This is a genomic window from Pseudoalteromonas sp. bablab_jr010 (assembly GCF_016464105.1).
GTDB lineage: Bacteria > Pseudomonadota > Gammaproteobacteria > Enterobacterales > Alteromonadaceae > Pseudoalteromonas > Pseudoalteromonas simplex.
In genome coordinates this window covers 58,181-84,412 of the sequence record NZ_JACDWV010000052.1, presented here as the reverse complement: position 1 = coordinate 84,412, position 26,232 = coordinate 58,181, and the positions used below count along the sequence as shown (strand labels likewise).

Sequence of the window (26,232 nt, the reverse complement as noted above, 5' to 3'; positions counted from 1 at the left end):
ATACTGTGTCACTTCTTTGTGTTAAAAATAGATACTAAGCTATTAGTACTCTTAGGATTCTACTCTTTTTTTATTGGTGATTGCTAATCTACATGTAAAGCTTTGTAAATAGAGTTGACCTAATAAAGGGAACTAAAAAACAGGTGATTTTAACCTGACTATGCAACTTGCTGAAAATTTTAGAGATAATTATTGGCACCATCCTTAAGTACCAATAATTATTTTAGGTGCTAAGAAAAAAGTTTTTGCTTTACATGCTCTGCAAAACCACTTCCTGCCTCTAAATAAAAGTTATAAGTAGAGTCAACGCCCATATCTTCTAGTTCTTTTTGCTGATCTGGATAATTGGCAATTGCAGTAACTTGTCCTTGATAACCTGAGGCTCGTAGTTGCTCCAAAGCAAAAATATTCTGCATATGTTTAGGCATAGCGAGCATTACCATACCGACATGTGAATGATTTACACGTTGCCAAAAATCAGGGTCTGTTGCATCAGCGAGTAATACCCGACGACCACGTTTGATGTGCTTTTCTACTACATCAGGTTTGATATCAATACCCGCGACAAGATTTGGATGGGTTTGGCTAATCGTTTCATAAGCACCTGTGCCAATACGGCCCATGCCAAATATCACGATTTTAGTATCATTTAAATTAACAGGTAGTTCCTCAGCAAGACGGCTGTCACTTTCAAATTTAAGTAGCCAATGTTCGATTTTGACATAAATCTCATTAGATCGTTTGTTAAGAGGCGAGGCTAAAACAAATGTGATTGAAACTGCAATAGCCATAACTGCCAGCCATTCAGAAGTAATTAAATTGCTGGTAGCTGCAACTGCGCAAACGATCAGGCCAAACTCACTGTAATTGGCTAAGCTAAATGCACTTAATAACGAAGTACGAGCACGTAACTTAAATGCGTTTGTCAGTACATAATAAAGTGCAACTTTTAGTGGCAAGACGAGTATAATGATAAGTGCAACAATCACTGCGTGACTTGTCAGTTCGGCATTCAAACCAATATTTAAGAAAAAGCCAACCAGTAACACATCTTTTAAATTCAGTAATGACTTTGATAACTCACCTGCTTTTTTGTGTGATGCGAACATCATACCGATAATCAACGCACCTAAATCACCTTTAAGACCTGCAAATTCAAATGCTTGGTAACCTAAAACTAGTGCAAAGAAAAACCCGAATAAAGGTAATAGTTCACCGTGTTTTGAGCGATTTAATACCCAAAACATCACTGGACGTAAAATAGGCAATCCCACTAATAATGCCAGTGCCCACATGTTCGGTGCTTTACCTGTACTGATGGCTAAGAAGATAACAGCGAAGATATCTTGCATAACTAGAATGCCAATGGCGATTTTACCATGCAGGCTTGCCATCTCACCGCGTTCTTCCAATACTTTTACGGCAAATACGGTACTTGAAAAGCTAAAAGCAAAGCCGACTAACAATGCACTTTGCCAAGTAAGTTCACTAAATAAAGGCAGTGCAAGGGCACCTAGCAGTAACATAAAACCACTAAACAGCGTGCTGCTCAGAACAATGTGCATTGAGGCAGGCGCCCACACTTGCGGTTTCATTAAATTAGACACTTTAAGTTTTAGACCTATGCTAAAAAGTAATAGTGTTACACCAAGGTTTGCTAATGTATTTAGTAGTTCGGTTGTTTTATAGCCATAAAGATTAAGCGCAAAGCCTGCTAATAAAAAGCCGATGAGAGGAGGTAGCTTTAATTGATAAATGGCAAAGCCAAACACGAAAGCGGTAGCAAAGTAGATAAGTTCCATAATTGTTCTTTTAGCTTCATTTGCTAGCAGTGTAGCGAAATATTCGTTATTGGAAAACAATATCGAGCAAGAAGAGTTCAAAAAATAAGCACTTATCCATGATTTATTGATTAATCCGCCAAAAGCAACATTTTTTCGCTGACAATAGCTTTTAATTGTGGTTAAGATGCATTAACAAAGGAATTTAAGCCATAACTAAGAAGCTGGCTTAAGGAGAATAGATGTTTAAGAAAATCCTTGCATCAGTAGGTATTGGTGCAGCAAAAGTTGACACTGTACTTGAGACAGAGCATTTACAACCTGGTCAAAAATTTAATGCCGTGATAGTCATCAAAGGTGGTGATGTTGATCAAGAAATTTCGGGTTTAGACCTAGCACTTATGACCCGTGTGAAAGTTGAAAGTGATGACGGTGAGTATTTTACAAACCATGTGATAGAAAAATGGCGAATTACAGATATTGGCATGATTGCAGCGGGCGCTGAAAAGCATATCCCATTTGAAGCACGCCTACATTCTGAAACCCCGATCACTGAAATTAACGCTGGTTATAACCAATCGCATGTTTGGCTTGAAACAGGCTTAGACATTGATCTAGCCCTTGATCCAACTGATCGTGATGCATTACACATTTATCCTAATGACGCTGTAAGCACGTTAATGGAAGCGATGGATAGACTTGGTTTTAGCTTAGTGAAAGCAGATGTAGAAAAGGGTTATTTAAAAGCGCCTACTTTTCAATCGCATTCAGGCTGTTATCAAGAACTTGAATATCGTCCAAATAGCCGAAGCCTTTTTGGCTTACAAGAGATTGAACTATCATTTGTGCCTGAAGCACATAAAACTCATGTATTAATCGAGCTTGACCGTGCCTTTAGAGGGGACGGTTATGTCGATTTAACTATTGAGCATGATCATGTAAACCTATCGCAGCTGTGTGATCAGCTAGAGCGATTATTTGCTTAAAGATTAACGACTGAATAGCGAGTTAAAACCCAGCTACGGCTGGGTTTTTTGTTTTCATTAAGGAGCATTATGTTTTCAATTAAAAGTTATAACGAACTCAGTAAAGATGAGTTATTTGCCATTTTACGGGCGCGGGTTGATGTATTTGTGGTAGAGCAAACTTGCCCTTACCCAGAAATTGACGAAGTGGATAACAATGCACTGACCCAACATGTGTTCTTGTTCAAAGGCCTGCAGGTGGCAGCCTATGCACGATGCTATAAAAAGAATGAGCAATTTAGCGCATTTGGTCGTGTGCTGGTAGCAGAGCAATTTCGTGGTGAAGGACTCGCAAGCAAGCTAGTGCAAACCGCGATTGATACATGTAAGAGGCATTGGCCTGATAAAGCGATTATGATTGGTGCTCAGTGTTACCTAACAGGGTTTTATCAGCAATTTGGTTTTGAAAATGTGGGCGATGATTACCTAGAAGATGGTATTCCACATCAGGATATGTGTTTGAAGTAGCCTATGGGGCCACTTCAAACATAAATGCTTACTAGCTTAACAAAGAGTTAGCGAATACGAGTGCAATGGCGAGTGGGCAAATAAACTTGATATACCATGGCCATACTTTCCAAAAGAAACTACTAGCAGCTTCTGGGCACCCTTGTTGAATTTCTTTTAGTAACGACCCGCGATGCCAAATCCAACCAACAAAAATACAACACATTAAGCCTAGAATAGGTTGACCAATCTTAGTTGTTAAGGTGATCACAAAGCCAAACAAGGTGCCTAGGTTAAAGACAATTGTAAAACTGATAAGGGCAATAATACCGCCAATGATCCAAGTCGCTTGTACTCGCTTTAGCGCAAAACGTTCAACAGCATAAGAAACAGGTGCTTCTAGCATCGAAATTGATGACGTTAATGCTGCAATACTCATTAACGCGAAAAAAGCAAAACCAACAAAAATACCCACATCACCCATGCTGGTGAAAAGCGCCGGTAACACTTGGAATACTAAGGTATCTTCTGAAAGTAGTGCACCTTCTGCAGAGAAAATCTCAACACCTTGTGCCTGGGCTACATACATCGCAGGAATAATAAGTAAACCGGCAACAAATGCAATGAACACATCGATTAAAGTCACATAAGCGCCTAACGATACTAAGTTCTCCTTTTTGCTGATGTATGAGCCGTAGATGATCATTACGCTGGTACCAAGCGATAGTGAGAAAAATGCTTGCCCTAACGCATTCACTAATAACTCAGGGTTTAAAATCGATGAAAAGTCTGGCACTAAATACGCTTTTAGGCCTGCCATTGCGCCATCTTGAGTCATTACATAGATGATCAGCATAAACAAAATACCTAACAGGGCAGGCATTAAGCGCTTCGACCATTTTTCAATGCCGTTTTCGACGCCTTTAGAGATAATCGCAACGGTTAAAATAATAAATGTAGCAGTAAATATAAGGTTTCTTGATAGTGACTGCTCACTAAGCCAACTGCTAGCTTGCTCTTGCCCCACTAATTGTGCTGCGGGTTCAAGTGTAGCGCTCAGCATCCAGCCAGCCACTATCGCATAGAAGCTTAGGATTAGGCCTGCACAAATAATACCGCCAAAGCCAACTATGAAGGCAAACTTTTTTTGCCATGCTTGATTTGTTACTTTTCGAAGTGAAGTAACTGCATTAGCTTGACCATGACGACCAATCACTAACTCAGCCATTAAAGCAGGATAAGCAAGACAAAATGCTAACACTAAATAAGCCACTAAAAATGCGGCACCGCCATTACTTGCAGTTTGTGTTGGGAAACCCCAAATATTTCCTAAGCCAACAGCAGAGCCTGCTGCAGCCATAATAAATCCAAAGCGGGAGCTGAACTCCCCACGTGATGCGCTCATATTGTTGTTACTTCTCTATTTGTGACGGCGCTGACAATCTACTTTAATTAACGCTAAATAAAAAGGGTTAATCTAGGTCAAATTCGTTCTATATATTGTTATCTTTGAAGTCAGCGTACATTTCGTGCAATTGTTCTCTACAATACGAGACAATTAACGTAATTGAAACATGTTTAAAGGCTTTTATTTTGAATTGAAAGAGTAAAACACGCGCCTCTGAGCTGTTCGCTCTTTGTAACGCTGACGGTGCCGTGGTGCCAGTCAGCAACTTTAGCGACAATGGCTAAACCTAGCCCGTAGCTTTCTCCATCCCGATTTCGATGTGTTTGTTCTTGGAAAAATGGACTAAATACTTTTTGCCAGTTTTGTTCGCTGACACCCGGGCCGTCATCTTCAATCTTTATGGTAACGAGTTCACTGGTACTGGTTGCACTGAGTAAAATTTCAGATTCAGCAAAGTCGCAAGCATTACTTAATAAATTAACAATGGCCCGAGCTAACCAGTGCAAATCAGCACAAATATCATCGCCTTCAACGCGGTGATTAATGCGTAAGCCATGTTGTTCTACTTTAGGTTCAATTTGATGAATGAGTGTAAGGATGTAGGTTTCTAAATCAGAATGATTGAAGGTCAATTGATTCGCTTTTTGCTCAAGGGTAGCAAATGCCAGATAACTCTTTAGCATTGACTCCATTTGATCTAAGTCGTTTTCCATGCGAGCAAGATACTCAAGGCGCTTTTCTTCACTACTACAATCTTGCGCTGCTTCAAGACCAAACCGCAAGCAGGCGATAGGTGTGCGAATATCGTGAGATAAACTCGATGCCATCAACTTATTCTCATCAAGCAGTTTTTCGATTTGGCTAGCCATACGGTTGAATGTTAGCTCAACATCTTTGATATAGGTAAAATGAGATAAGTGAATACGACTTTTTAAATCGCCTTTGGCAAAGCGTTTTGCTGCTTCGTTTAAAACGGTTAAACGCTTGGCTAGTGGCGCAATGATAAAGCCCATAAATACGCATAACCCAGCGTAGAACAACAAGGTGAGTAACACATCGTTGCCTTGTTCGTGTGTTAAGTCTTTATCTAAACGCATTTTTAAGTGGTGCGTGCCTAAAGCGGCTTCACTATAAAGTAAATAGTAGCCTTGTTGATCTTCGAGGATCAGACCGCTAGGTTGGGTCATTTGTGCTAACAATGAATGAGGTAGCGCAAGCGATTGCGTCGGGCGATACTCAAGTTGCACTGCAAAGTCTTGATTAATATCCGTGATAGCTTGCTCGCGCTGTTTAGCGTCAAGCTTGGCGATTTGTTTTGCAAACCCTTTAATCATTTGTGTTTCGCTAGAAAACACATCTTGAGGAGCTTGGGTTTGCTGACTGAAAGCATCAATTAGCCAACCCAAAACAATGATTGAAAGTAAAGCACTACCAAGTAGCGAAAGATAAAACTTTTTCACAGGCGCTCAATGCTATTGCCATGCCGTGGCAACAAGTAAATAGCCTTTGCCCCAGATGGTTTTAATTTTTTCAGGGTGTTGTGGGTCATCATTAAATTTTTTACGTAACGATGAAATGAGCACATCCACACTTCTGTCTAAGCCATCATACTCTCGACCTTTCGTCGCTTTAAACACAGAGTCGCGGGATACAACTTGGCCTGCATTACTTGCTAAGTAATGGAGTAGAAGGTATTCAGCACTTGAAATATGAACTTCTTCATCTGCCAAGTAAACGGTACGTGATTCAGTATTAATTGATAACTTACCCACATTTATTAGTTCAGAGTTGGCTGTTGACTCTTGCGTATCAGTTTTAGAGCGCAGTGCCGCTTTAATACGTGCTAATAATGCACGGGGACGAACGGGCTTCATCATATAATCGCTTGCACCCACTTCAAGGCCAATCACTTCATCCATTTCATCATCACGAGCGGTTAGCATAATAATTGGGGCTTGATAAAACTGCCTTAAGTCACGGCACACACTAATACCGTCTTGCCCTGGTAGCATAATATCTAACAAAACCAAGTCTGGGTTTGTTTTACGTACTTGCTCAACAACTTGGTCACCGCGTTGACATAGTGTTGTTTGGTAGCCTTGTTCGATTAAATATTCTGCAACCCAGTTGGCAAGAGATATATCATCTTCAACCAATAAGATGGTCCCATAATGTTCCATTATTCACTCCTAGTTAAAACAATCGCCAGCGTCGTTTCTTCTGACGATTTTTATAGACCCATTGCAATTGTATTTCTGTGCTTGCGACAACTTTACCGTTATTACTATTTATTAGCTCGAAACCAACACTTTCAGCAGAATCAAACTGGTATCTAAATAGCCCTTTTTGTTGCATTAACCAGCATTGCATGATGTGCTTACTTTGAGCGTTGCGTAAGCAGTAATTGCCAGTATTATGTTGTTGCCAGGTTATATCCACCTCGGCAAAGCAATTTCTACCTTCACGTAAGGCTACGCATGTATCAGGCAATGCAACTAACGCATTATCTGTATTTGCTTGATCTTGGGCAAACACGGGTTTTGCAAATAATATTGTTAACGTTACACAATACTTAAAAAACATAACGCACGCCTACCTTGGCTTTATGCTGATACTCTTGCGAAATAATTGGGCTTTGATGAATGTCTTTAGAAAACCAGGTTGAAAGCCAGCCAGTTAGAAACACCCAATGCCTATTTATAGGGTATTCAGCATGGAATTCAAAAATTAAACTGTACGAGGTATCAGGATCATAGACAGGGCGTGTTAATAAAGATTCTGATGGTGAAATTCCAAAGTAATAGTCAGTAAAATCATTAGAGTAAGCACTTAAGCCAACACCAGAGCGGAACTCCCAATTTCGCCAAGGGATAATCTGACTAAAAAATGAATTCATCACCCAGCCGTTGTGGGTACCAGAAACATCATGTAAATACTCAAATGAGATTTGTGAGTTTTCGAAACGGCGTGATAGGCGAAGGCCAACATCAAAATCATAATTACGGCTTTTTATACCTTCGAGTTCTGCGATGACTTCGTCACCGTAAAAAGTTAAGCCTGTATCATCAAAACCAGATTGAACATTTGTGCCTACTAGGTCTAAGCCCCATTCAAATTTGTCGATAACACTATAACCCAGAGTCAAACCACCACTAAGTTGGCTTTGATCATAATCAAGGTAAAAATTGTTGTAAGTAACGGCAAGGTGAATATCTGGTTCAAAGCCATCATTGTAAGAGTCCATGCCTATTAGATACGAGTCTTCAATGTAATACCCAGCGCCTATGCCCCAATCCCACGCGAACCCTTGGCTAGGCTCTAGTGTATTGTCGGCATAATAGCGATTACTTGCTAGGCTTGGGGTACTTAGCAAGGTTAAACATATTAAAAATAGGGTACTTTGAGCTCGCAACGTGGCTTCCTTGTCTGTCTGTAAGAAAGGGTAATAGCATATAGTATATTGTTAATGAGTTCCTGTAATCTGTAAAAAAATGTAGCAACAGACGAATGAAATGATGTTGAGGAGATAGTGAAGGGCGCTGTTTGCCTATGGGCAGACAAACAGCGAAAGTTACTTATTGAACTTTGATTTTATCGATTAAGATACTGCTAAGATAGTATTGCATCATAGGCGTAAGAGCACTAACTTCAGTGCGGGTACACGGGCCTTGTTCTTTTTTTAACATGTCCATGCGTGTAATGGTCTGATACTCAGGTATCGTCACGTCTTTATTCACACGTGCCATACGTGCTTGCTCTGAATTTTGCTCATGCACAAAACTGGCTACTTCAAGTTCATTCTTTATTAGTTGTTGTTGCTCAAAGCTGTAGATTAGCGGCTCGCGGTGAAAGCTTGCGCTATCAATTGACGATTTTGCAAACCACACGACATCACCTGTTTTTTTATGAGTTAAGCGCATACTTACTTGGCCTAAAATAGTCGCACATTGTTGAACAGGGTATTGCTTGGCGACTTCATCGAATAAAGAAAGTGGCTTTTTGGGTTTCACCAATTGGTATTCTGTTTCTTCAATAAGCTCCAGATCAAGCTGATGGATAGATAAGGTATAATCTGCTTGTGCGCCTTCGGCTACGACTTTTAACTGCTTAGCTGTAAGTGCCTCAGTTAGTTGAGAGTACAGTGTATCTGTGACACTGGTTTTGTCGGCAACTATCATGACGGTTTGATTTTTACTTACTGTATGAGCTGGTAGTTGTACCGATTTTACTTTAGGTGATGCATGCTCTGTTTGATACTCAACTTGAAAACGCTGGCTCTGTAAGCTCGGTTTTTTTGGCATTGTAAGTAACGGCGCTGGCTCTGGTTTAAGGGCGCAACCGACTGAAATTAAAACAAAAAATAAAAGCACGAATAAGCGCATAAAAAATAATCTACCCATAAATAATTAAGATTAAGCGTATTGTACGTTAGTCGAGGCAAAAGTTCATGATATTATGTTATAAGAAACTTCCTAAACAGACTTAAAAAAATAAATAATGAAGTACAGCTTATTTTTAATTTCCTTTCTTTTTTCTTTAACACTGCTTTTTGTTAGTGGTGAAGCTGCTTCGAGTGATAAGCAATGGCAAACATTCGTTACTGATTATAATAAACACCTCACCCGAAAACTAAAAAGTAAAGGGATCCCAGGTGGCTCATTGGCAATTGTAAATATTGGTCATGATGATTTTATTAACGGTATTGGTCGAACAAAAATAGAAAAAGGCCGCAGAGTCGATAAACATACCCGCTTTCGATTGGCATCCGTCTCAAAAACCTTTGCGGGTTCATTAACCGCAAAACTGGCAGCACAAGGGGAGTTTAATATTGATGACCCTATCAGTAAGTTTATTCCTGCTTTTGCTAATACTGCTTATAAAGATGACTTAAAAATTTATCACATATTGAGTCACTCTAGTGGCTTGGTACCTAACGCATACGATAACCTAATTGAGTCGCGTATGAGCTACCCAGACATTGTCGAGCGGCTATTGACTGTTGAGCCTATCTGCAAACCAAGTGAATGTTACGGTTATCAAAATGTGATGTTTAGCTTGATTGATTCTGTGATTTATCAATCAACACAGATGGATTACTCACACTGGATTTCGGAGTATATTTTTGCACCATTAAAAATGGCGGATGCGAGTGTTGGTTTTGAGGGGATGGTGAAAGATGATAATTATGCTCACCCTCATGTGCGCGGCAGAAAACGATGGTATACATCACGCTTGAAGAAAAACTATTATAAAGTGCCTGCGGCTGCAGGAGTGAACGCCAGCGCAAATGACATGGCGATTTGGTTGAATGCACAGTTAGGGCAATACCCTGACGTATTACCACTCGAGGCATTGATCAAACAAACCCGCCCTTACACACATACTAAAAAAGAAACTCGTCGTAGGGTTTGGCGTGAACATGTAAAAGATGCTTATTATGGATTAGGTTGGCGTGTTTATGATTATGATGATGAAGTGCTTTACTACCATAGCGGTTGGGTACAAGGTTATCGCAGCGATATTGTTGTATTTCCGCATCTAAACATCGGGTTTAGCTTAGTTCTTAATGCCGAAACTGGGTTAATTAACGAGCTTACTACCGAGTTTATCAATCGGGTTCTTAAATTCACGCGAGAGCAAAAATAGCTTAGGTAAAAAAGTTTAGTTACAAATTAATGGAAAATTATTTTTGCCTACAAAAAAGCCAGCAAATTTGCTGGCTTTTTCTGATTCGAAACTCCACAAGGCAGGATTAACCGCGCGGTAATTGAATCTTTTTCTCTTCGCTTTGACGATACAGTACAATTGTATGACCAATTGTTTGTAGTTTTGTTGCGCCTGTCTCGCGAACAATTGCATCAAAAATCAATGTTTTAGTTTCACGTTCATCTGTAGGAACTTTAACTTTGATTAACTCATGGATTTCAAGAGCGCTTTCGATTTCAACTAAAACGCCTTCGGTTAATCCGTTTGCACCAAGTAATACAACAGGTTTTAAACTGTGCGCTTGGCCTTTTAAAAACTGCTTTTGTTTGTTCGATAATTTCATCATGTTACAAATTTTGCTGAATATGGCTTGAATTAAGGGTATTCTAACGCCATCTAGAGAATATTACTAATTAGTTACGTATTAATTTTATGGCAAATAAAAAACATTCAGCCAGTTCTAAGCGTTGGCTGAAGGAACATTTTGACGATCCTTATGTTCACGAAGCGCAAAAGAAAGGTTGGCGCTCTCGTGCGGTATTCAAATTAGACGAAATTCAAAACAAAGATAAATTAATCAAACCATCGATGACGGTGGTTGATTTAGGTGCTGCGCCAGGAAGTTGGTCACAGTATTTAGCTGAAAAGGTTGGTGATAAAGGTCAGGTTATTGCTTGTGATATCTTGCCTATGGATTCCTTAGCAGGTGTTGATTTCTTGCAAGGTGACTTTCGTGAAGAAGCGGTACTTGATGCACTATTAACACGTATTGACGGAAAAAATGTTGATGTAGTTTTTTCTGATATGGCACCCAATATGAGTGGTAATACATCAGTGGACCAAGCGGGTAGTATGTATTTAGTCGAATTAGCATTAGATATGTGCCACCAAGTTTTAAAGAAAAATGGTGCGTTTTGTGTCAAAGTCTTCCAAGGTGAAGGATTTGATCAATACTTACAAGAAGTACGTAATAGCTTTAAAGCAGTTAAAATTAGAAAGCCCGATGCGTCACGTGCCCGCTCTCGGGAAGTATATATAGTGGCGACAGGTTACAAACTGTAGTACAGTTGTGCTGCGTTAAGTTGAATTTAAATTAATTGGATACAAGAGGTTAACTCCTTGAGCGATATGGCGAAAAATCTAATACTCTGGCTGGTCATTGCAGTAGTGCTAATGTCAGTGTTCCAGAGCTTTAATGGTGGTGATCAGGCAGATCGCCAAACAAGTTACACTCAATTTGTTAGCGACGCTCGCAGTGGCGCTATCCAAGAAGTCTCAATTGAAAGCACCACAGGTACGATTACTGGTACTAAAACAAATGGTGAGCGCTTTCAAACCATCATGCCTATGTATGATAAAGACATCTTGAATGATCTTTTAAAAAGCAACGTTAATGTCAAAGGCGTTAAGCCAGAAGAGCAGTCATTCCTCGCCAGCATTTTAATCTCTTGGTTCCCGATGTTACTGCTTATTGGTGTGTGGATTTTCTTCATGCGTCAAATGCAAGGTGGTGGCGGTAAAGGCGCGATGTCTTTCGGTAAGAGTAAAGCGCGCCTGATGAGTGAAGACCAAGTTAAAACAACGTTTGCTGATGTTGCTGGTTGTGACGAAGCGAAAGAAGATGTCACTGAACTTGTAGACTTCTTACGTGACCCATCAAAATTCCAAAAGCTAGGTGGTAGCATCCCGAAAGGTGTGTTGATGGTTGGTCCTCCTGGTACAGGTAAAACATTACTAGCTAAAGCGGTAGCTGGTGAAGCTAAAGTGCCGTTTTTCACAATTTCAGGCTCTGATTTCGTAGAAATGTTTGTTGGTGTTGGTGCATCACGTGTACGTGACATGTTCGAGCAAGCTAAAAAAGCAGCACCTTGTATCATCTTTATTGATGAAATCGATGCAGTAGGCCGTAAACGTGGCGCTGGCATGGGTGGTGGCCACGATGAGCGTGAGCAAACACTTAACCAAATGCTTGTTGAAATGGACGGCTTTGAAGGTAATGAAGGTATTATCGTTATCGCTGCAACGAACCGCCCTGATGTATTAGACCCTGCGTTATTACGTCCTGGCCGTTTTGACCGTCAAGTTGTTGTTGGTCTTCCTGATATTCGAGGCCGTGAACAAATCCTTAAAGTTCACATGCGTAAAGTGCCATTAGGTGACAACGTTGAAGCTGCGGTAATTGCACGTGGTACACCTGGTTTCTCTGGTGCTGACCTTGCAAACTTAGTTAACGAAGCCGCGTTATATGCAGCTCGTGGTAACAAACGCGTTGTAAGCATGGCAGAATTTGACGCTGCAAAAGATAAAATCATGATGGGCGCAGAGCGCAAGACCATGGTGATGAGTGAGCAGGAAAAAGAAATGACTGCTTACCATGAAGCGGGCCACGCGATTGTTGGTCGCATGGTGCCTGAACATGATCCAGTATATAAAGTGTCTATCATTCCTCGTGGTCGTGCTTTAGGTGTCACTATGTACCTGCCTGAGCAAGATCGTGTAAGCCATTCAAAAGAGCTATTAGAGTCAATGATCTCGAGTCTTTACGGTGGTCGTATCGCTGAAGCACTTATCTACGGTGAAGATAAAGTGACAACTGGTGCAAGTAACGATATTGAGCGTGCAACCGATATTGCTCGTAAAATGGTTACCCAATGGGGTCTAAGTGAAAAACTTGGTCCGTTACTTTACGCTGAAGATCAAAACGAAATGTACATGGGTGGCGGCGGTAGCCGTGCTATGAGCATGTCTGATGAAACAGCAAAAGTTATCGACAGCGAAGTTCGTTTATTCTCAGACCGTAACTATCAACGTGCAGAGCAAATCCTTAAAGATAACATTGATATCTTACATGCAATGAAAGATGCACTCATGAAGTATGAGACGATCGATGCGGGTCAAATTGATGACTTAATGGCACGTCAGCCTGTACGTGAGCCACGTGATGTTCATGACCGCCGTTCAGACGATAAAAAGCCGAGTGCGAAAGCTGAGTCTGTAGTTAATGAAACTAAATCTGATGATTCAGTAAAAAAGGATGAAACAAGCCTTGATGACAAAGCTGAATAATCGCTAGAATATAAAAAGCAAAAGCCCCGGATGCCGGGGCTTTTTTGTAGCATAAAATTGGCTCACTATTCCAGTGTAGTCCAGTGAAGCAAATGCATGGAAGTTTAAGTAAAAATGACCGCTCTTAAATTACCGCGAGGTCGCATTTTACGCCTCGATTCCCCTGTTGTTATGGGGATTTTAAATGTCACTCCTGATTCATTCTCTGATGGTGGTAGTTATTGCCAACTCGACAGCGCTGTCAAACAAGCTAAAACGTTATTAAATCAAGGCGCAAAAATAATTGATATAGGTGGTGAGTCAACCCGCCCTGGGGCACCTGATGTATCTCTTGAGGATGAGCTTGATCGCGTTATTCCTTTAGTTAAAGCGCTAAGAGCATCCAGCGACTGTATTATTTCTATTGATACCAGCAAAAGTGAGGTAATGCGCCAAGCGATAATTGCAGGGGCTGATATCATTAATGATGTCAGAGCTTTGCAAGAGCCAGGGGCAATAGAGGTATTAGCACAATACCCTGAGGTGGCAATTTGTTTAATGCATATGCAAGGTCAGCCTCGTACGATGCAAAGTAACCCACATTATGATGATTTATTTGCTGATATTAACGAATTCTTTGCAGAGCGTTTAGGCGCATGTGAGAAAGCGGGCATTCAGTCTGAACGTATTATTTTAGATCCAGGTTTTGGCTTTGGTAAAACACTGACTCATAATTACCAAATCTTAAATAAGTTTGATGTATTTAACCAATTCAAATTACCGGTTCTTGCGGGATTATCTCGTAAATCAATGATCGGTAACTTATTAAATAGAGATACCAATGAACGCTTAGCGGGAAGCCTTGCAGGCGCGCTGATAGCAGCACAAAACGGTGCAAAAATCATTCGCGTTCATGACGTACAAGAAACAGTTGATGTGCTTAGCGTTTGGCAAGCATGTATTAAAGGAATTACAAATGAGTAAAACAAGAAAATATTTTGGCACGGACGGTGTACGTGGCATGGTTGGTGAATTTCCAATCACTCCAGAGTTTGCCCTAAAGCTTGGTTGGGCTGCAGGCCGTGTATTATCGAAAATTGGCACCAAAAAAGTCATTATTGGTAAAGACACCCGTATTTCTGGCTACATGCTCGAAACCTCACTTGAAGCAGGCTTAATTGCTGCTGGTATCGATGTTGTTTTATTAGGCCCAATGCCAACGCCGGCGGTTGCATATCTTACGCAAACGTTCCGTGCTGAAGCGGGTATTGTAATTAGTGCATCTCATAACCCTTACCATGATAACGGAATTAAATTCTTTTCAAGCAGAGGCTTAAAATTACCAGATGATGTTGAGCTTGAAATTGAAGCTATGATGGATGAGCCAATGACCTGCGTTGCCTCTGACAAGCTTGGTAAGGCCCGTCGCTTAGAAACGGCTGATGGTCGCTACATTGAGTTTTGTAAGAGCCAATTCCCACAAGGTTTATCGCTTGAAGGCTTAAAAATTGTTCTCGATTGCGCAAATGGTGCTACATACCACATTGCACCGTCAGTAATGCGTGAGTTAGGTGCTGACGTTATCTGTCATGCTTGTGAGCCAAACGGGGTAAATATCAACCTAGAGTGTGGTGCAACCCATGTTGAAACGCTTAAACGCAAAGTATTAGAACACAATGCTGATGTTGGTATTGCCTACGATGGTGATGGTGACCGAGTAATGATGGTTGACCACAATGGTCGTGTATTTGATGGTGATGACATTGTTTATATCATTGCTTGCCAAGCCGCTAATGACGATATTTTAGGTGGGGGTGTTGTTGGCACTGTTATGTCTAACATGGGCCTTGAAAATGCATTAAAAGCGCGCGGTATTGGCTTTGCTCGTAGTAAAGTAGGCGACCGCTACGTGATGGAACTACTGCAAGAAAATGGCTGGAAAATCGGTGGTGAGAGCTCAGGCCATGTATTAAATCTTGATTTAATCAGCACGGGTGACGGCATTATCTCAAGCTTGCAAGTGTTAGCGGCAATGGTTGCACAGAATAAAACGTTGCAAGACTTAGGGGCAGGTTTTACAAAGTACCCAATGAAAATGATCAATGTTCGCTACCCACAAGGTACCGATCCAACGCAAGATCAAGCTGTAGTTGAGATGGTAGCGCATGTTGAAGAGCAATTAGGTGATACAGGCCGAGTATTACTTCGAAAATCAGGTACAGAGCCTGTTGTTCGAGTAATGGTTGAAGCTGAGCAAGAAAAAGTTGTACTTGATAGTGCTCGCAAAATAGCTGAAGTTGTCGAAACTGTGAGCAAACAAACCGAGGCATAACAATAACCTCTTGTAACTTCGGGCAAGTCGAGTTAGTATCTTGCCCGCTTTCAAATGTGGAGTGGAATAATGGCAACACGTAAGCCGATGGTCGCAGGTAATTGGAAAATGAACGGCTCTTTAGAGCTTGTTGAACAGTTATCAACTGCTATTAAAAATGTTCAAACGGATGAACTGGATATAGTGGTGTTTCCACCATTCCCATTGTTGAGTTCTTTGCAGCAACAAAACGTCACGTTTGGTTCGCAAACAGTCTCTGAAAATCAAGCAGGCGCATTTACGGGTGAAGTAGATGCTCAGCTAGTCAAAGACCTAGGCGCAGCTTATACGTTAGTTGGCCATTCTGAACGTCGTAGCATTTACGGTGAGTCAGATGACGTTGTTGCAGATAAGTTTGCGCGAGCACAACAAGTTGGCTTAACTCCTATCCTATGTGTGGGTGAAAGCGAGCAGCAACGTGAAGCAAACGAAACTGAATTAGTGGTTGCAGCTCAAATTGATGCTGTAATTAGCAAATTAGGTGTAGCAGCACTGAAGAATTCTGTGGTAGCATACGAGCCCGTTTGGGCCATTGGCACAGGTAAGACTGCCTCTCCTGAGCAAGCGCAAGCCGTGCACAAGTTTATCCGCGAGAAGATTGCTTCTTCGGATAGCGATGTAGCACAGCAATTAACCATCTTATATGGTGGTAGCGTGAATGAAAAAAATAGCGAATTATTATTTGCACAACCAGATATAGACGGCGGCCTTATTGGTGGTGCCAGTCTTAAAGCAGATTCATTTACTGCTATCTGTGAAAGTGCAAAAGGGACCGTATAAGATGTACGAAATTTTATTAGTAGTTTATTTAATTGTTGCTTTAGCATTAGTTGGTATGGTTTTAATCCAACAAGGTAAAGGCGCAGATATGGGTTCATCATTTGGTGCTGGCGCTTCTGGTACCGTGTTTGGCTCATCAGGTGCTGGTAACTTCATGACTAAAACAACAACAATCTTAGCAACGATCTTCTTCGTACTAAGTATTGTTCTAGGTAACCTTACTGCAGGTCAAATCAAAAAGACTGATGAGTGGGAAAACCTAGAAGCTGCGCCAGCTGTTGAAACTGTAACGCCAGCACAATCTGATGTGCCTGCGACAGAAGATAAAACGTCTGACGTACCTAACTAATTAGCTTTGCTAATTAGCGTTAAGCAGTTTTCATTCCTCAAGTAAACTTAAAGCTTAACAACATACAGAATTGCATGCGGATGTGGTGGAATTGGTAGACACGCCATCTTGAGGGGGTGGTGGCTTCGGCCGTGGGGGTTCAAGTCCCCCCATCCGCACCAAAATTAAAAAGCTGTAACTCACTGAGTTACAGCTTTTTTCGTTTTAGTGCTTCCTAAAATAAAATGCGCACCTTTATAGTGCTTTTATTCTAATGTCATTCCCGTGCACGAAATTAACTAATTGATTATTAATTGAAATAAAAATTGGAGTCTTCCTTGCTTAACTAGAGTTGATATCACTACTTTGAGGAAGCAAGATGGCCAGAATGAGTTATTTAAGTGCTATAGAACGCTATGAAGAGCAACAACAGCTCATTCATGAACTGCTTCTTTCTATACTTGCCAGTGTTCAGGCATCATTGACTAACAAGCAAGCGTATCAACAGCTTGTCAATCAATATCCATTTCTAGAATTGCAATATTGCTTGAATGAACAAGGCATTCAACAAGGTGACAATGTCTGCTTTAAGCGTCAGTACAACAAGAAACTGGGTCATATTGGGGCTGGGCAGGACTTAAGTGCTCGGCCTTATTTTTTACTCGCTTCGTCAACACCCGTGCCGCATTTTACTTCGCCATATATTTCGACTGCGACTAAGCACCTTTGTATCTCAGTGATCAAAACAATCCCTTCAAGCAACGATGAACAGCAGTTTTTGGTTATCGATGTGTGTTTAACAGAGCTGATTGAATTTATTATGGGAGACACCAAGCGAGCCAGAATGACCCCTTACTTTAAGGTAGGTTATGGCTTAATTGTCGCTTGCTTGTTCTGTTTGGTGCTTTACCTGTTATATAAAGTGTTTGCTGGAATGGTGGATTTAGTCATAAGCGAAGACACTCAGTCAGATCCGCTTAAACCATTTACCATTATTATCTTTGTTACTTTAGCGTTGGCCATTTTTGATTTAGGCAAAACCATTCTAGAAGAAGAAATCCTCATGCATAAGGATATTTTTCGCCACAGCTCAACAAGACGTACGATCACACGTTTTATTTCAACAATTTTGATTGCAGTATCGATAGAAGCCTTACTAACCATGTTTAAAGCTGCACTCGGGCAAACAGAGTACGTTATACCTGCTGTATTGATGATGTTTGCTGTGGTAGGTCTGTTGATTGCACTGGCAATTTACGTTTTCCTAGGCGCCAAGGCTGAAGATGTGCTGACACAGGTGCAACGCTTAAAAGTAAAACATTAATGAATAGGGCGCTTTGTTTAAAGCGCAGCGCCCTGAAATTGATTAAAGTGTACCGCCAATGCCAATACTCGGGTTAACGTACACAGGGCCTACTTTAAACGGCGCATTAATATCTAGGCTTGCATAGGGGGTGCAGGCATTTAAAGCTAACATTGCAGTTGCAAGAGCAACTAAGCGAATCATTTTTTTATTCATTACATTTGCTCCTGAATTACAATACCAGCACCCGCTGGATCACGAATAATGGCGACGCTGCCACTTCGTACTTTGTCATTTGGTGCCATTAGAACTATGCCGCCTGCGGTGGTTACTTTTAATAGGGTAGCGTCAACATCGGCTACTTTAATGTAATTCACCCATGTGTTACCTATCTCGGCATCTGGTTTTTTTACAAAGCCAATCGCAGGTTTGCCATTTAAGGCTAAGTAACTGTAATTGCCATTATTAAGCGGTTTACTTTGTGCTGAATAATTACCAAGTGATTGGTAAAAGGCTTTGCTCTGCTCTGGGTTATCACTCCATACTTCTTGCCAAATCCAGCCGTTATCAGTTTGCTGAGTTTCAGGGTCACCACTAACTGTATTGATCAGTGAAAAAACAGCCCCTTGGGGGTCTTCTAATACAGCAATAGTGCCACGGCCTTTAATTTCGGTACTGCTTACTAAGACTTTACCTCCGGCTTTGATAGTTTTTTCACTAACGCCAGCGATGTCTTTACTACTGATAAGGCTCAGCCAATGGCTGGCATTTTGTTTATTATCAAGCTCTGCCATACCAGCAATTAATTTTCCATCTAATGATGCCAGCGTGTAGCTGTCGTTAACGGCTTGAAATTGCCATCCAAACACGCTGGCATAAAATGCTTGAGATTGTGCCAAATTAGGTGTGATCAAATCATGCCACACTACGTGACCTGAGTTCTTTGTTCCTGAATCACTGATTGCGGGTAGTTCGCTTGAAGTAAGCTGGCATCCGGTCAATGAGGCCGCAGCGACTGCCATTAAAATTGCAGCACGTAAGGGGGTGAGTAATTTCAAAATTTGCTCCTTGCAAAATGGGGTCAAATATAAGCATAGACTATTAAAAGTTTTTAATTTTAAATTTTCTAAGCAGAGTACTAAAACCAGTTAGATTTGAGTTTTTCGTTTATTTTAAGTTTCTTTTCTCTTTGAAACTTTTTACGTGAAATGTTTAGCGTTCTTAAAATGATGGATATTTTAAATATTTATTTCAAATAGAATTTTTTTATTATTGAAAATAATAATGTTTAGATTCTAAATGCTGCGAGTAAACTCTAAAAAATATTTTTGTGTAGGGTTAAACAAAAAGCAACCTAGTAAAATAAAATTCTCTTATATGCTTTAGATGTATTAACAAGTTAGTTCATAAGGAATATGACTAGTTATGAAAATTACTGCGATTTTGTTGATTTTACTAATGTGTATAAGATGTTTTGCCTCTGATGAAGCTCATTTATCACTTGTAGGAGAAATTAAAGCTAAATGTGGCTTTAGTGCTAACTCAACAGAGCTTTGGTTTTCAGATAGCGGATTTGCTAATACAGAGCTGGTTGTTAACTGTAATACACCAATACAAGTGTCTTTGCACTCTGAATATGGTGGTTTACTTCATCAGCAAAGTACATTAGTCAAAGATTATAAAGTGGATATATCTATTGAAGGTGCCCAGTTAGATAACTCTTTCAGAGCAAACAAACTAATAGATACACATCAGTTCTTCGTTGACGAAATTGTATTTCAGCAGGAGATAAAATTACAGTTAGAGCTTATAGAACCTTTAGTGTATGCAGGAGAGTATAGGGACATCTTGCGTATCAATATGACACCTTCTTCCGTATCTGGCGGGATTAGGTAAGTAGTGAAAACTTTTAAAACACGGATAAGGAATAAAGTAATGAAAAAGTTAATGACACTAACAGCTATTGCAGTTTTAACTTCAGGTGCAGCATTCGCTGAAAACTTAAATGTGGGCGGTTCGGTCGCATCTATTTGTGAAGTAAGCAATATCAACACAACCGCTTATTTTCCGGCTCTTGCCAAAGACCAAACTAAAATGATCAACTTTGATTTGCAGTGTAACGATGCTGATGGTGCGACAATGTCGCTAACCACAGCTGAAGGACATCTTCAAAATGCAGACCAAGAGGACCAAGGCGTTGGTTACACAGCAGAGTTAAATGCAAATCCTTTCTCTTTCACACTAACCGCTGATAACGGGATTAACGACCAAAGTGTTGAGCAAAGTCAACCTGGTTCAGTGGCATTAGCAACCGGTGGTATTGCAGGCACTATTGAATTAACGGTTACAGAGGACCCGGTATTTGCAGGCACTTATGCAGATACTTTAATGTTAGCAATTACCGCTAACTAATATGATTGATTAGGGCAGCTCTCGCTGCCCTTTTTCGAAGGAATCGACATGCGTATCATAATATTTCTCGTCTTAACACTACTTTCATTTTATGGTTTTACATTTCAAGTACAACCTATGGTTGCTGAGCTTGCTACCAATGGAACAGGATCACAGCAAACACTTAGAGTAATGAATAATACAACTGAACCATTAACGATAGAACTTGCTGCCTATGAACTTTTAATTAACAGTAAAGGCAAAGAAAAGCTCAAGATTAATGAGGAAGATTTTCTTATTATTCCAATGACGACGATTATACCCCCAGGTAAAACACAATCGGTCTTAGTTAGGTATATAGGGGACCCTTTAATTGAGTCATCTAAGGCTTATCGTATTGCAGTAAATCAAGTTACCGTAGATCTAAACTTGGCAAAGCAATCAGGTGTTGGTATGTCAGTTAGTTTCCGTACTTTGTTTAATGTTGTACCAAAAGGAGCGAAAGCCAGTTTAAAGGTAAAGAATTTTGAGCAAGTAGAAAAAGGTAAGTGGAAGGTATTATTGGAAAATGATGGGAATAAATTTATCCGGTTGTCTCAGGGTAAATGGGTATTTAAAAATGCTAACAATCGCTTTTTACTTGAAGGACCTGAATTAAGCAAGGCTCTTACTGGTAAATTAGTATTGCCATACTCATCTCGAGAGGTGCTAATAAATGTGCCTGTTGAATTTAATGCAGATTCTAGCAACCTTCAGGTACTTTTCTGATGCGATTTTTTATGGCTATTTGCCTATATAACTCATTTATCTGTAGTGCTGTTGAAATAACGCCAATGGTAGTGACGATTGATCCTCTTGACTCTAGTAGATCGGCTTATACAACCGTGCAAAACTTATTTAATAGAAATGCGGCTTTTGAAATTGAAGTATTTGAAGTCGATTTTTCAGCTCCTGAGCCGCGTTTTAGACTTGTAGAGGAGCCGCCTGTTTGGGTTTTTCCTCCTACTTTGTTGTTACAAAAGAACCAGAGTCAGCGGGTACAACTTAGGTGGTTAGGCAATTTACCTGATACAGACAAAACCTATCAAATTAGTTTTATAGAGCAACCTTTAAACTTAGATGAGCCTTCGGAAAGATCTCGTTTATTAATGTTACTGACTTTAAATCTAATTGTTCATATTAAACAAGATTCGCTAGAGCCGTATTTAGTCGTCAATGACAGTAGTTGCTTTCAATCGATTTGCGAATTATGGGTTAGAAATAATGGGAAGGGAGCTGCAAGATTAAGTGAATATAAAGTAATACTTGAGCTCGAAAATAAACGCACCATAACCTATGAGAAGCAAGAATTAAAATCAGAAGGTTATGATGTGTTTTTTGCTCCTCTCTCCGAGAGTAAAGTAATTTTACCGTTAAGGGAAGTTAACGATGTTCTTATACATTCTCCGAAAGTCACTATGTCTCGGTAAATTTAAGTATTGGTTTTCTTTATCAGTCTACATCGGTTTGGTCTCGAACCTTCATGCACAAATAAACCCATCAAAACAAGATATCGAACTTTCTGTAGTGACTAATGTTAATAAGGAGGTGGTCGGTAATTTAACGTTAATTGTCTCTCCAGAGGATTCCTTATCATTGAAATGGGAAGAGATAGCAGAGTCACTTAATGAACTGTTGATTAAAGATTTTTATGATGCAATAGCTACTCATGTAGATTCAAATGGAGTAATTAAAGTATCTACCTTAAAGCAAAAAAGAATTGCTGCACGATTTTCTTTAATGAATTTTAGCTTGACAATAACGATACCCCTAGAGCTCACAAAAGAAAAAAAACTAAGTGCTACTTCCGATCGTACCAAACAAAAAACTGTACAAACTGCTGATATAAGTGGCTTCACAAATTTATATTCAAGTTATTTATATCAAATTAATAAAGCTCAAGAATCTTCTCAATATCAATTAACATTACGCCCCGAATTTGTACTAAATTTTAGTGGATGGGTTTTAGAGAATGAAGCTGAATACATAACAAGTAATAATAAAAATGAATTTAAGCGTTTAGGTACAAGAATCATTCATGATTTACCATTAGATGGTATGCGTTTTTCTGTTGGCGATAACTATAGTTCTGGCAGTTATTTTCAATCGACTACTCGAATGATTGGGGTGTCAATCGCGCATGATTTTACCTTAGTCTCTGATAGGCTTATTAGGCCGAGTGCTTCACAAAGCTTTACCCTTGAAAGCCCCTCATCTGTAGAAGTGTTTGTTGAAGAGCGTCTAGTCCAGCGTTTAAACTTAGCTGCAGGAGTTTATTCCCTTAATGATATTCCTTTACGAGAAGGAAATAACAACATTGTTTTGCGCATTACAGATAATGCTGGCATTACTAAAATCGTCGACTTTAGCGTGACAACAGGATTAGATCTTTTTGCACAAGGCCAGTTGGAGTATGAAATTCATATAGGGTACCCAGCAGAATTAAAAAGCCAACTTGATTACAACAACGATGTACCACTAATATCCAGTTATTTTGATTATGGGATAACTCCAAGTTGGACAGTTGGCTTCTCTTTACAAGGCAACGAATACCGACAACAAGTTGGATTAAAACAGGTCGTTGCGACACCTATAGGTCAAATAGCATTTGAAAATGCGATCAATCTACAAAGAAGTAATGGCTATGCTTACCGTTTTGTTTATAGTTCTTATAATGACCCGCTGACATCAAGTTCAGACTTTAGTATAGGGTATGAATACAGCAACCAAGACTTTTATAAATTAAACTTTAATGATTTCCAAAAAACAACCTTCCAGCAAAGAGAGCACTTTATCCAAGGAAAAGTTAACTTTGTAAATAGTAGTTATACTCAAACTTCACTCTATGGAACACTATCAAGAAAGCATGATCAGGAGAGCTTTGATAAGTCTGTCGGCTTAGGGGTTTCAGGTTATATTTTCAGTAATTCATGGCGTTACTCTTTGAGCGGGCAATGGGAAGACCTAAATAATGAGAAACAGTGGGGATGGAGAGCAAATTTAAGTTATGAATTTTCAAGTTCGCGAAGAGTGAAAGCTTCACACTTATCAAACAGGAATAAAACACGTCTAGAATATACGCAAGATGAAAGCCAGCGTTATGTTGGCGCTCTTAATATTAGAACAGGTATTGAGAAAAATGAGCGGAATGAAGCCGTATTCGACTTAAATACCCAATATAGTGCAAACAGGTATTTATTAAGGTTTGATCATGCCACCTATTATGAGCAATTAAATGCAAAAAATGCGGTTCACCAGAGTCGATTAAACTGGGCTACAAGTTTAGCTTTTGCTGACTCTCAATGGGGGGTTGGTAAGCCAGTACAAGATAGCTTTGCGTTGGTCCGTGGTCATGAAAGCCTTGCAGGTAAAGTCATCAGTCTAGGACTGGATGGGGAGCAATATCGGGCAAATAATTCTGATTTCGGTACCATTCTATTAAGCGATATAAACTCTTATGATAACGCAACAGTTAACCTAGATGTAGCAGACTTAAGCCCTGGATATGATATTGGGGCAGGTTTAATTGCTTTTTATCCATCATACAAAAGTGGGCATTTTGTAACGGTTGGCACTGACGCTAATATTTCGGTCATAGCATCGCTTAAATATTCTAATAATAATCCTCTTTCATTACAGGTTGGTACTGCTCGCTGTATGAGTTCCGGTGATCAAAAAAGCTATACTTTCTTTACTAATAAATCTGGTCGTTTCGCATTAACAGGCCTGAAACCATGTAAGTATCAGATTGTTCTAAAGGGAATAGCTCATGAGTCAATTATTGTGGATGTGACGCAGAATGAACAATTACAACGAAAAGGAGTGATTTATGTTCAATAGTATAAAACTAGCACAACTTATTATTTTGATATCTTTAGGTATGACATTAAGTTGTTATGCTGAATGTGATGGAGAGATAAAACAAGTAGAACATGGTTTTGACAATCTTCATAATTATAAACCTAATCAAGATGCAGAAAAGTTTGTAACAGTGAAAGTGTCGGCCAACAATGATTGCCAGTACTACTTAGTATTAGAAAGTCAGACTAACTTTCAGTTAACAGGTCAATTTAGGGAGATCCCTTATTATATAAAGGATGAGCAATCGGGCCTTAGTAACTCACCATTTAAAAAGTTCAGCATTACAGATGATAAAGCTAGTTTAGGGTTCGTTATTATATCTGGAACAGTAGTTAAGGCAGGGAATTATACTGATAGACTTAAGATAGTCATGAAGAATCAACATAACGAAATAGTGGATGAATATGATTTTGATATTGATTTAAAAATCCCATCCAACATTTCCCTCTCATTTTTAGGTTACAGTGGTACGAATGCAACAGTAAACCTTGGTGAGTTAAAGGCGACAGAAGAGTATTCGTTGTTACCAAGCTTACATATTGTGGCGAATATAGACGTGATCATTAGGGTTGACTCTCAACATCTAGGTAAATTAAAACATGAGACTCATGATGATAAATTTGCAATCGATTATAAGCTTGCAATCTCGAATGAGTATTTTGAACTCAAAAGTCCAATCACTAAGCAAATATCGATTGCTGAAGGAGACGAAGTTTTGCTGCCTTTAAAGATTAAGTTAGCAGATTTTTCAAATTTAGCTGCTGGTCGTTACTCAGACATTATCAGATTTCAAGTTAATCCGGTAAGTTACTAAATTTATGTATGTTTTTTTCGCACCATTGCAACGCTCTTTGTTTGTTTTTTACGTTTATTTTTTGGTAAATTTTGTGTAAATGGACCCGAACAGTGGCTTCGCTAATAAACAAAGTGTCCGCAATTTTAGTATTGTTCACACCTTTAGATAATAGGCTCAACACTTTCACTTCTTTTAAAGTTAAGTTATGGGTTAAGATTGCAGCTTTTTCTTCAGACTCTAACATCTCTCTCATCCAAATATCTGTAACGTTGCGAGGAAACCAAAGAGCCCCATCTTGAATTGCTTCTAGTCCTTGCTCAATGATATGAGCTTGGGTATTAACATAAAATAAACCTTTTAATTTAGGCCAATCTTTTAAAGTTAAAACGTCTACGTCTTGAGGAATATTAAATATTACCAGGTTTTGATAGCCATTCGTTTCTAAAAAGTCAGAAGTCATCTGGCGGTTCGTAAAACTATCAAGTAAGCTGTAGTTAAGTAGTAAAGTATTTTTTTGATTCAAAGTACATGATAGTAGTGTTGTTGCTGAATCATTTATAATTACCTTTTTATCAAGGCGAATTTCCATATTCATATTTAAGCACGTCATTTTACTGAATAATTAACATGAAATATAAGCGCTAATTGTTACTTTTCCAACTTAACTGCCTTGTTTTAGATGGGTGGAAAGTACTGCATCCTTTAGGGAAAAATACTACATTTTTATTTTGGCTAAACATTTTATAACATCGGAGAGATGTTGAAATTTTGCCTTTGTTTATCTCATGTTATTGATATTGTTTAACTTTGAGAATTTTATTTTACTTTTGTTTTTTTAATGAATTTTTTGGGTGTCATAAAATATTATCATGTTTGTTTTTGTTTATTTTTCTGTGTTTATGCCACTTTATTGCGATTTGACATGGCTTATTTGAGTATTTAGATAAAAAA

At 39.4% G+C, this 26,232-nt stretch carries 27 protein-coding genes and 1 tRNA gene; 17 read left to right on the top strand and 11 right to left on the bottom strand.

Translation table 11 applies throughout. The features are described from left to right. Positions 1–230 precede the first annotated feature (230 nt). Positions 231–1,802: a cation:proton antiporter family protein gene (locus JIG37_RS03355; protein ID WP_054551712.1), complete on the bottom strand. Its 1,572-nt coding sequence runs from the start codon at positions 1,800–1,802 to the stop codon at positions 231–233. 221 nt (positions 1,803–2,023) lie between these two features. Between JIG37_RS03355 and JIG37_RS03350 the strand changes: the two genes are divergently transcribed. Beyond that, positions 2,024–2,767 (top strand): sporulation protein, encoded by a 744-nt coding sequence (locus tag JIG37_RS03350; protein ID WP_054551711.1) that lies wholly within the window; start codon positions 2,024–2,026, stop codon positions 2,765–2,767. A gap of 69 nt (positions 2,768–2,836) precedes the next feature. Further along, positions 2,837–3,274, top strand: coding sequence for a GNAT family N-acetyltransferase (locus JIG37_RS03345; protein WP_199528693.1), 438 nt, complete (start codon positions 2,837–2,839; stop codon positions 3,272–3,274). Between the two features lie 31 nt (positions 3,275–3,305). Here JIG37_RS03345 and JIG37_RS03340 read toward each other — a convergent pair whose 3' ends face one another. The 6 genes from JIG37_RS03340 to JIG37_RS03315 form a co-directional block, all read right to left on the bottom strand. Further along, a complete protein-coding gene (locus JIG37_RS03340) occupies positions 3,306–4,658 on the bottom strand; it encodes a sodium-dependent transporter (protein ID WP_054551710.1) in 1,353 nt (450 codons plus the stop codon). Positions 4,659–4,831: 173 nt separating this feature from the next. Next, the gene (locus tag JIG37_RS03335; protein WP_187490110.1) at positions 4,832–6,121 is read right to left on the bottom strand and encodes an ATP-binding protein; all 1,290 of its coding nucleotides are present in this window, start codon (positions 6,119–6,121) and stop codon (positions 4,832–4,834) included. Between the two features lie 12 nt (positions 6,122–6,133). Further along, positions 6,134–6,841 (bottom strand): response regulator transcription factor, encoded by a 708-nt coding sequence (locus JIG37_RS03330; RefSeq protein WP_054551708.1) that lies wholly within the window; start codon positions 6,839–6,841, stop codon positions 6,134–6,136. 13 nt (positions 6,842–6,854) lie between these two features. Next, positions 6,855–7,244, bottom strand: coding sequence for a DUF3019 domain-containing protein (locus JIG37_RS03325; protein ID WP_138601568.1), 390 nt, complete (start codon positions 7,242–7,244; stop codon positions 6,855–6,857). Further along, positions 7,234–8,073, bottom strand: a complete 840-nt coding sequence (locus JIG37_RS03320) for a MipA/OmpV family protein (RefSeq protein WP_166338989.1) — start codon at positions 8,071–8,073, stop codon at positions 7,234–7,236. Before JIG37_RS03320 ends, JIG37_RS03325 begins: the two co-directional genes overlap by 11 nt. Before the next feature lie 163 nt (positions 8,074–8,236). Then, positions 8,237–9,043 carry a hypothetical protein gene (locus tag JIG37_RS03315; protein WP_166338987.1) on the bottom strand — a complete coding sequence of 269 codons (807 nt, stop codon included), beginning with the start codon at positions 9,041–9,043 and terminating at the stop codon, positions 8,237–8,239. A 115-nt stretch (positions 9,044–9,158) separates the two neighbouring features. Between JIG37_RS03315 and JIG37_RS03310 the strand changes: the two genes are divergently transcribed. Then, positions 9,159–10,307, top strand: coding sequence for a serine hydrolase domain-containing protein (locus tag JIG37_RS03310; RefSeq protein WP_199528692.1), 1,149 nt, complete (start codon positions 9,159–9,161; stop codon positions 10,305–10,307). Positions 10,308–10,413: 106 nt separating this feature from the next. Here the strand turns inward: JIG37_RS03310 and yhbY are convergent, their stop codons facing one another. Beyond that, positions 10,414–10,710: a ribosome assembly RNA-binding protein YhbY gene (gene yhbY / locus JIG37_RS03305; RefSeq protein WP_054551950.1), complete on the bottom strand. Its 297-nt coding sequence runs from the start codon at positions 10,708–10,710 to the stop codon at positions 10,414–10,416. 89 nt (positions 10,711–10,799) lie between these two features. Between yhbY and rlmE the strand changes: the two genes are divergently transcribed. The 8 genes from rlmE to JIG37_RS03265 all read left to right on the top strand — a co-directional run bounded on the left by rlmE (position 10,800) and on the right by JIG37_RS03265 (position 18,215). After that, the gene (rlmE, locus tag JIG37_RS03300) at positions 10,800–11,429 is read left to right on the top strand and encodes a 23S rRNA (uridine(2552)-2'-O)-methyltransferase RlmE (RefSeq protein WP_054551703.1); all 630 of its coding nucleotides are present in this window, start codon (positions 10,800–10,802) and stop codon (positions 11,427–11,429) included. Positions 11,430–11,495: 66 nt separating this feature from the next. Next, positions 11,496–13,433 (top strand): ATP-dependent zinc metalloprotease FtsH, encoded by a 1,938-nt coding sequence (ftsH, locus tag JIG37_RS03295; protein WP_244664340.1) that lies wholly within the window; start codon positions 11,496–11,498, stop codon positions 13,431–13,433. A 114-nt stretch (positions 13,434–13,547) separates the two neighbouring features. Continuing rightward, positions 13,548–14,396 carry a dihydropteroate synthase gene (gene folP, locus JIG37_RS03290; protein WP_199528690.1) on the top strand — a complete coding sequence of 283 codons (849 nt, stop codon included), beginning with the start codon at positions 13,548–13,550 and terminating at the stop codon, positions 14,394–14,396. Next, positions 14,389–15,744: a phosphoglucosamine mutase gene (gene glmM, locus JIG37_RS03285; RefSeq protein ID WP_054551700.1), complete on the top strand. Its 1,356-nt coding sequence runs from the start codon at positions 14,389–14,391 to the stop codon at positions 15,742–15,744. The genes folP and glmM overlap by 8 nt, the downstream gene beginning before the upstream one ends. A 69-nt stretch (positions 15,745–15,813) precedes the next feature. Then, complete coding sequence (gene tpiA / locus JIG37_RS03280; protein WP_054551699.1) at positions 15,814–16,563, top strand: triose-phosphate isomerase; 750 nt, start codon at positions 15,814–15,816, stop codon at positions 16,561–16,563. Between the two features lies 1 nt (position 16,564). Beyond that, the gene (secG, locus tag JIG37_RS03275) at positions 16,565–16,912 is read left to right on the top strand and encodes a preprotein translocase subunit SecG (RefSeq protein WP_054551698.1); all 348 of its coding nucleotides are present in this window, start codon (positions 16,565–16,567) and stop codon (positions 16,910–16,912) included. Between the two features lie 76 nt (positions 16,913–16,988). Then, positions 16,989–17,073 (top strand) — tRNA-Leu (locus tag JIG37_RS03270). A 197-nt stretch (positions 17,074–17,270) separates the two neighbouring features. Further along, on the top strand, positions 17,271–18,215 hold the full coding sequence (locus JIG37_RS03265) for a general glycosylation pathway protein (protein WP_199528689.1): 945 nt from the start codon (positions 17,271–17,273) through the stop codon (positions 18,213–18,215). A 42-nt stretch (positions 18,216–18,257) separates the two neighbouring features. Here JIG37_RS03265 and JIG37_RS03260 read toward each other — a convergent pair whose 3' ends face one another. Both JIG37_RS03260 and JIG37_RS03255 read right to left on the bottom strand, forming a co-directional pair. Then, positions 18,258–18,410: a hypothetical protein gene (locus tag JIG37_RS03260; RefSeq protein WP_199528688.1), complete on the bottom strand. Its 153-nt coding sequence runs from the start codon at positions 18,408–18,410 to the stop codon at positions 18,258–18,260. Next, positions 18,410–19,252 (bottom strand): VOC family protein, encoded by an 843-nt coding sequence (locus JIG37_RS03255; RefSeq protein WP_244664339.1) that lies wholly within the window; start codon positions 19,250–19,252, stop codon positions 18,410–18,412. Before JIG37_RS03255 ends, JIG37_RS03260 begins: the two co-directional genes overlap by 1 nt. A gap of 367 nt (positions 19,253–19,619) precedes the next feature. On the opposite strand from JIG37_RS03255, the gene JIG37_RS03250 reads away from it, so the two are divergent. Genes JIG37_RS03250 through JIG37_RS03225 form a run of 6 tightly spaced genes read left to right on the top strand, consistent with a single transcriptional unit; the run spans position 19,620 to position 25,299 of the window. Continuing rightward, entirely contained in the window at positions 19,620–20,090 is a 471-nt protein-coding gene (locus tag JIG37_RS03250; protein ID WP_166338973.1) for a hypothetical protein, read from the top strand. A 39-nt stretch (positions 20,091–20,129) separates the two neighbouring features. Next, on the top strand, positions 20,130–20,606 hold the full coding sequence (locus JIG37_RS03245; RefSeq protein WP_166338972.1) for a hypothetical protein: 477 nt from the start codon (positions 20,130–20,132) through the stop codon (positions 20,604–20,606). A 48-nt stretch (positions 20,607–20,654) separates the two neighbouring features. Beyond that, a complete protein-coding gene (locus JIG37_RS03240; protein ID WP_199528687.1) occupies positions 20,655–21,353 on the top strand; it encodes a molecular chaperone in 699 nt (232 codons plus the stop codon). After that, positions 21,353–22,054, top strand: coding sequence for a hypothetical protein (locus JIG37_RS03235; RefSeq protein ID WP_199528686.1), 702 nt, complete (start codon positions 21,353–21,355; stop codon positions 22,052–22,054). Before JIG37_RS03240 ends, JIG37_RS03235 begins: the two co-directional genes overlap by 1 nt. After that, positions 22,014–24,464 (top strand): fimbrial biogenesis outer membrane usher protein, encoded by a 2,451-nt coding sequence (locus JIG37_RS03230; RefSeq protein WP_244664338.1) that lies wholly within the window; start codon positions 22,014–22,016, stop codon positions 24,462–24,464. Before JIG37_RS03235 ends, JIG37_RS03230 begins: the two co-directional genes overlap by 41 nt. Further along, positions 24,454–25,299 carry a hypothetical protein gene (locus JIG37_RS03225; RefSeq protein WP_166338969.1) on the top strand — a complete coding sequence of 282 codons (846 nt, stop codon included), beginning with the start codon at positions 24,454–24,456 and terminating at the stop codon, positions 25,297–25,299. Before JIG37_RS03230 ends, JIG37_RS03225 begins: the two co-directional genes overlap by 11 nt. On the opposite strand, the gene JIG37_RS03220 is transcribed toward JIG37_RS03225, so the two are convergent. Further along, positions 25,280–25,876: a LuxR C-terminal-related transcriptional regulator gene (locus JIG37_RS03220; protein WP_166338968.1), complete on the bottom strand. Its 597-nt coding sequence runs from the start codon at positions 25,874–25,876 to the stop codon at positions 25,280–25,282. The two genes, JIG37_RS03225 and JIG37_RS03220, sit on opposite strands and share 20 nt — an antisense overlap. Positions 25,877–26,232: the final 356 nt, after the last annotated feature.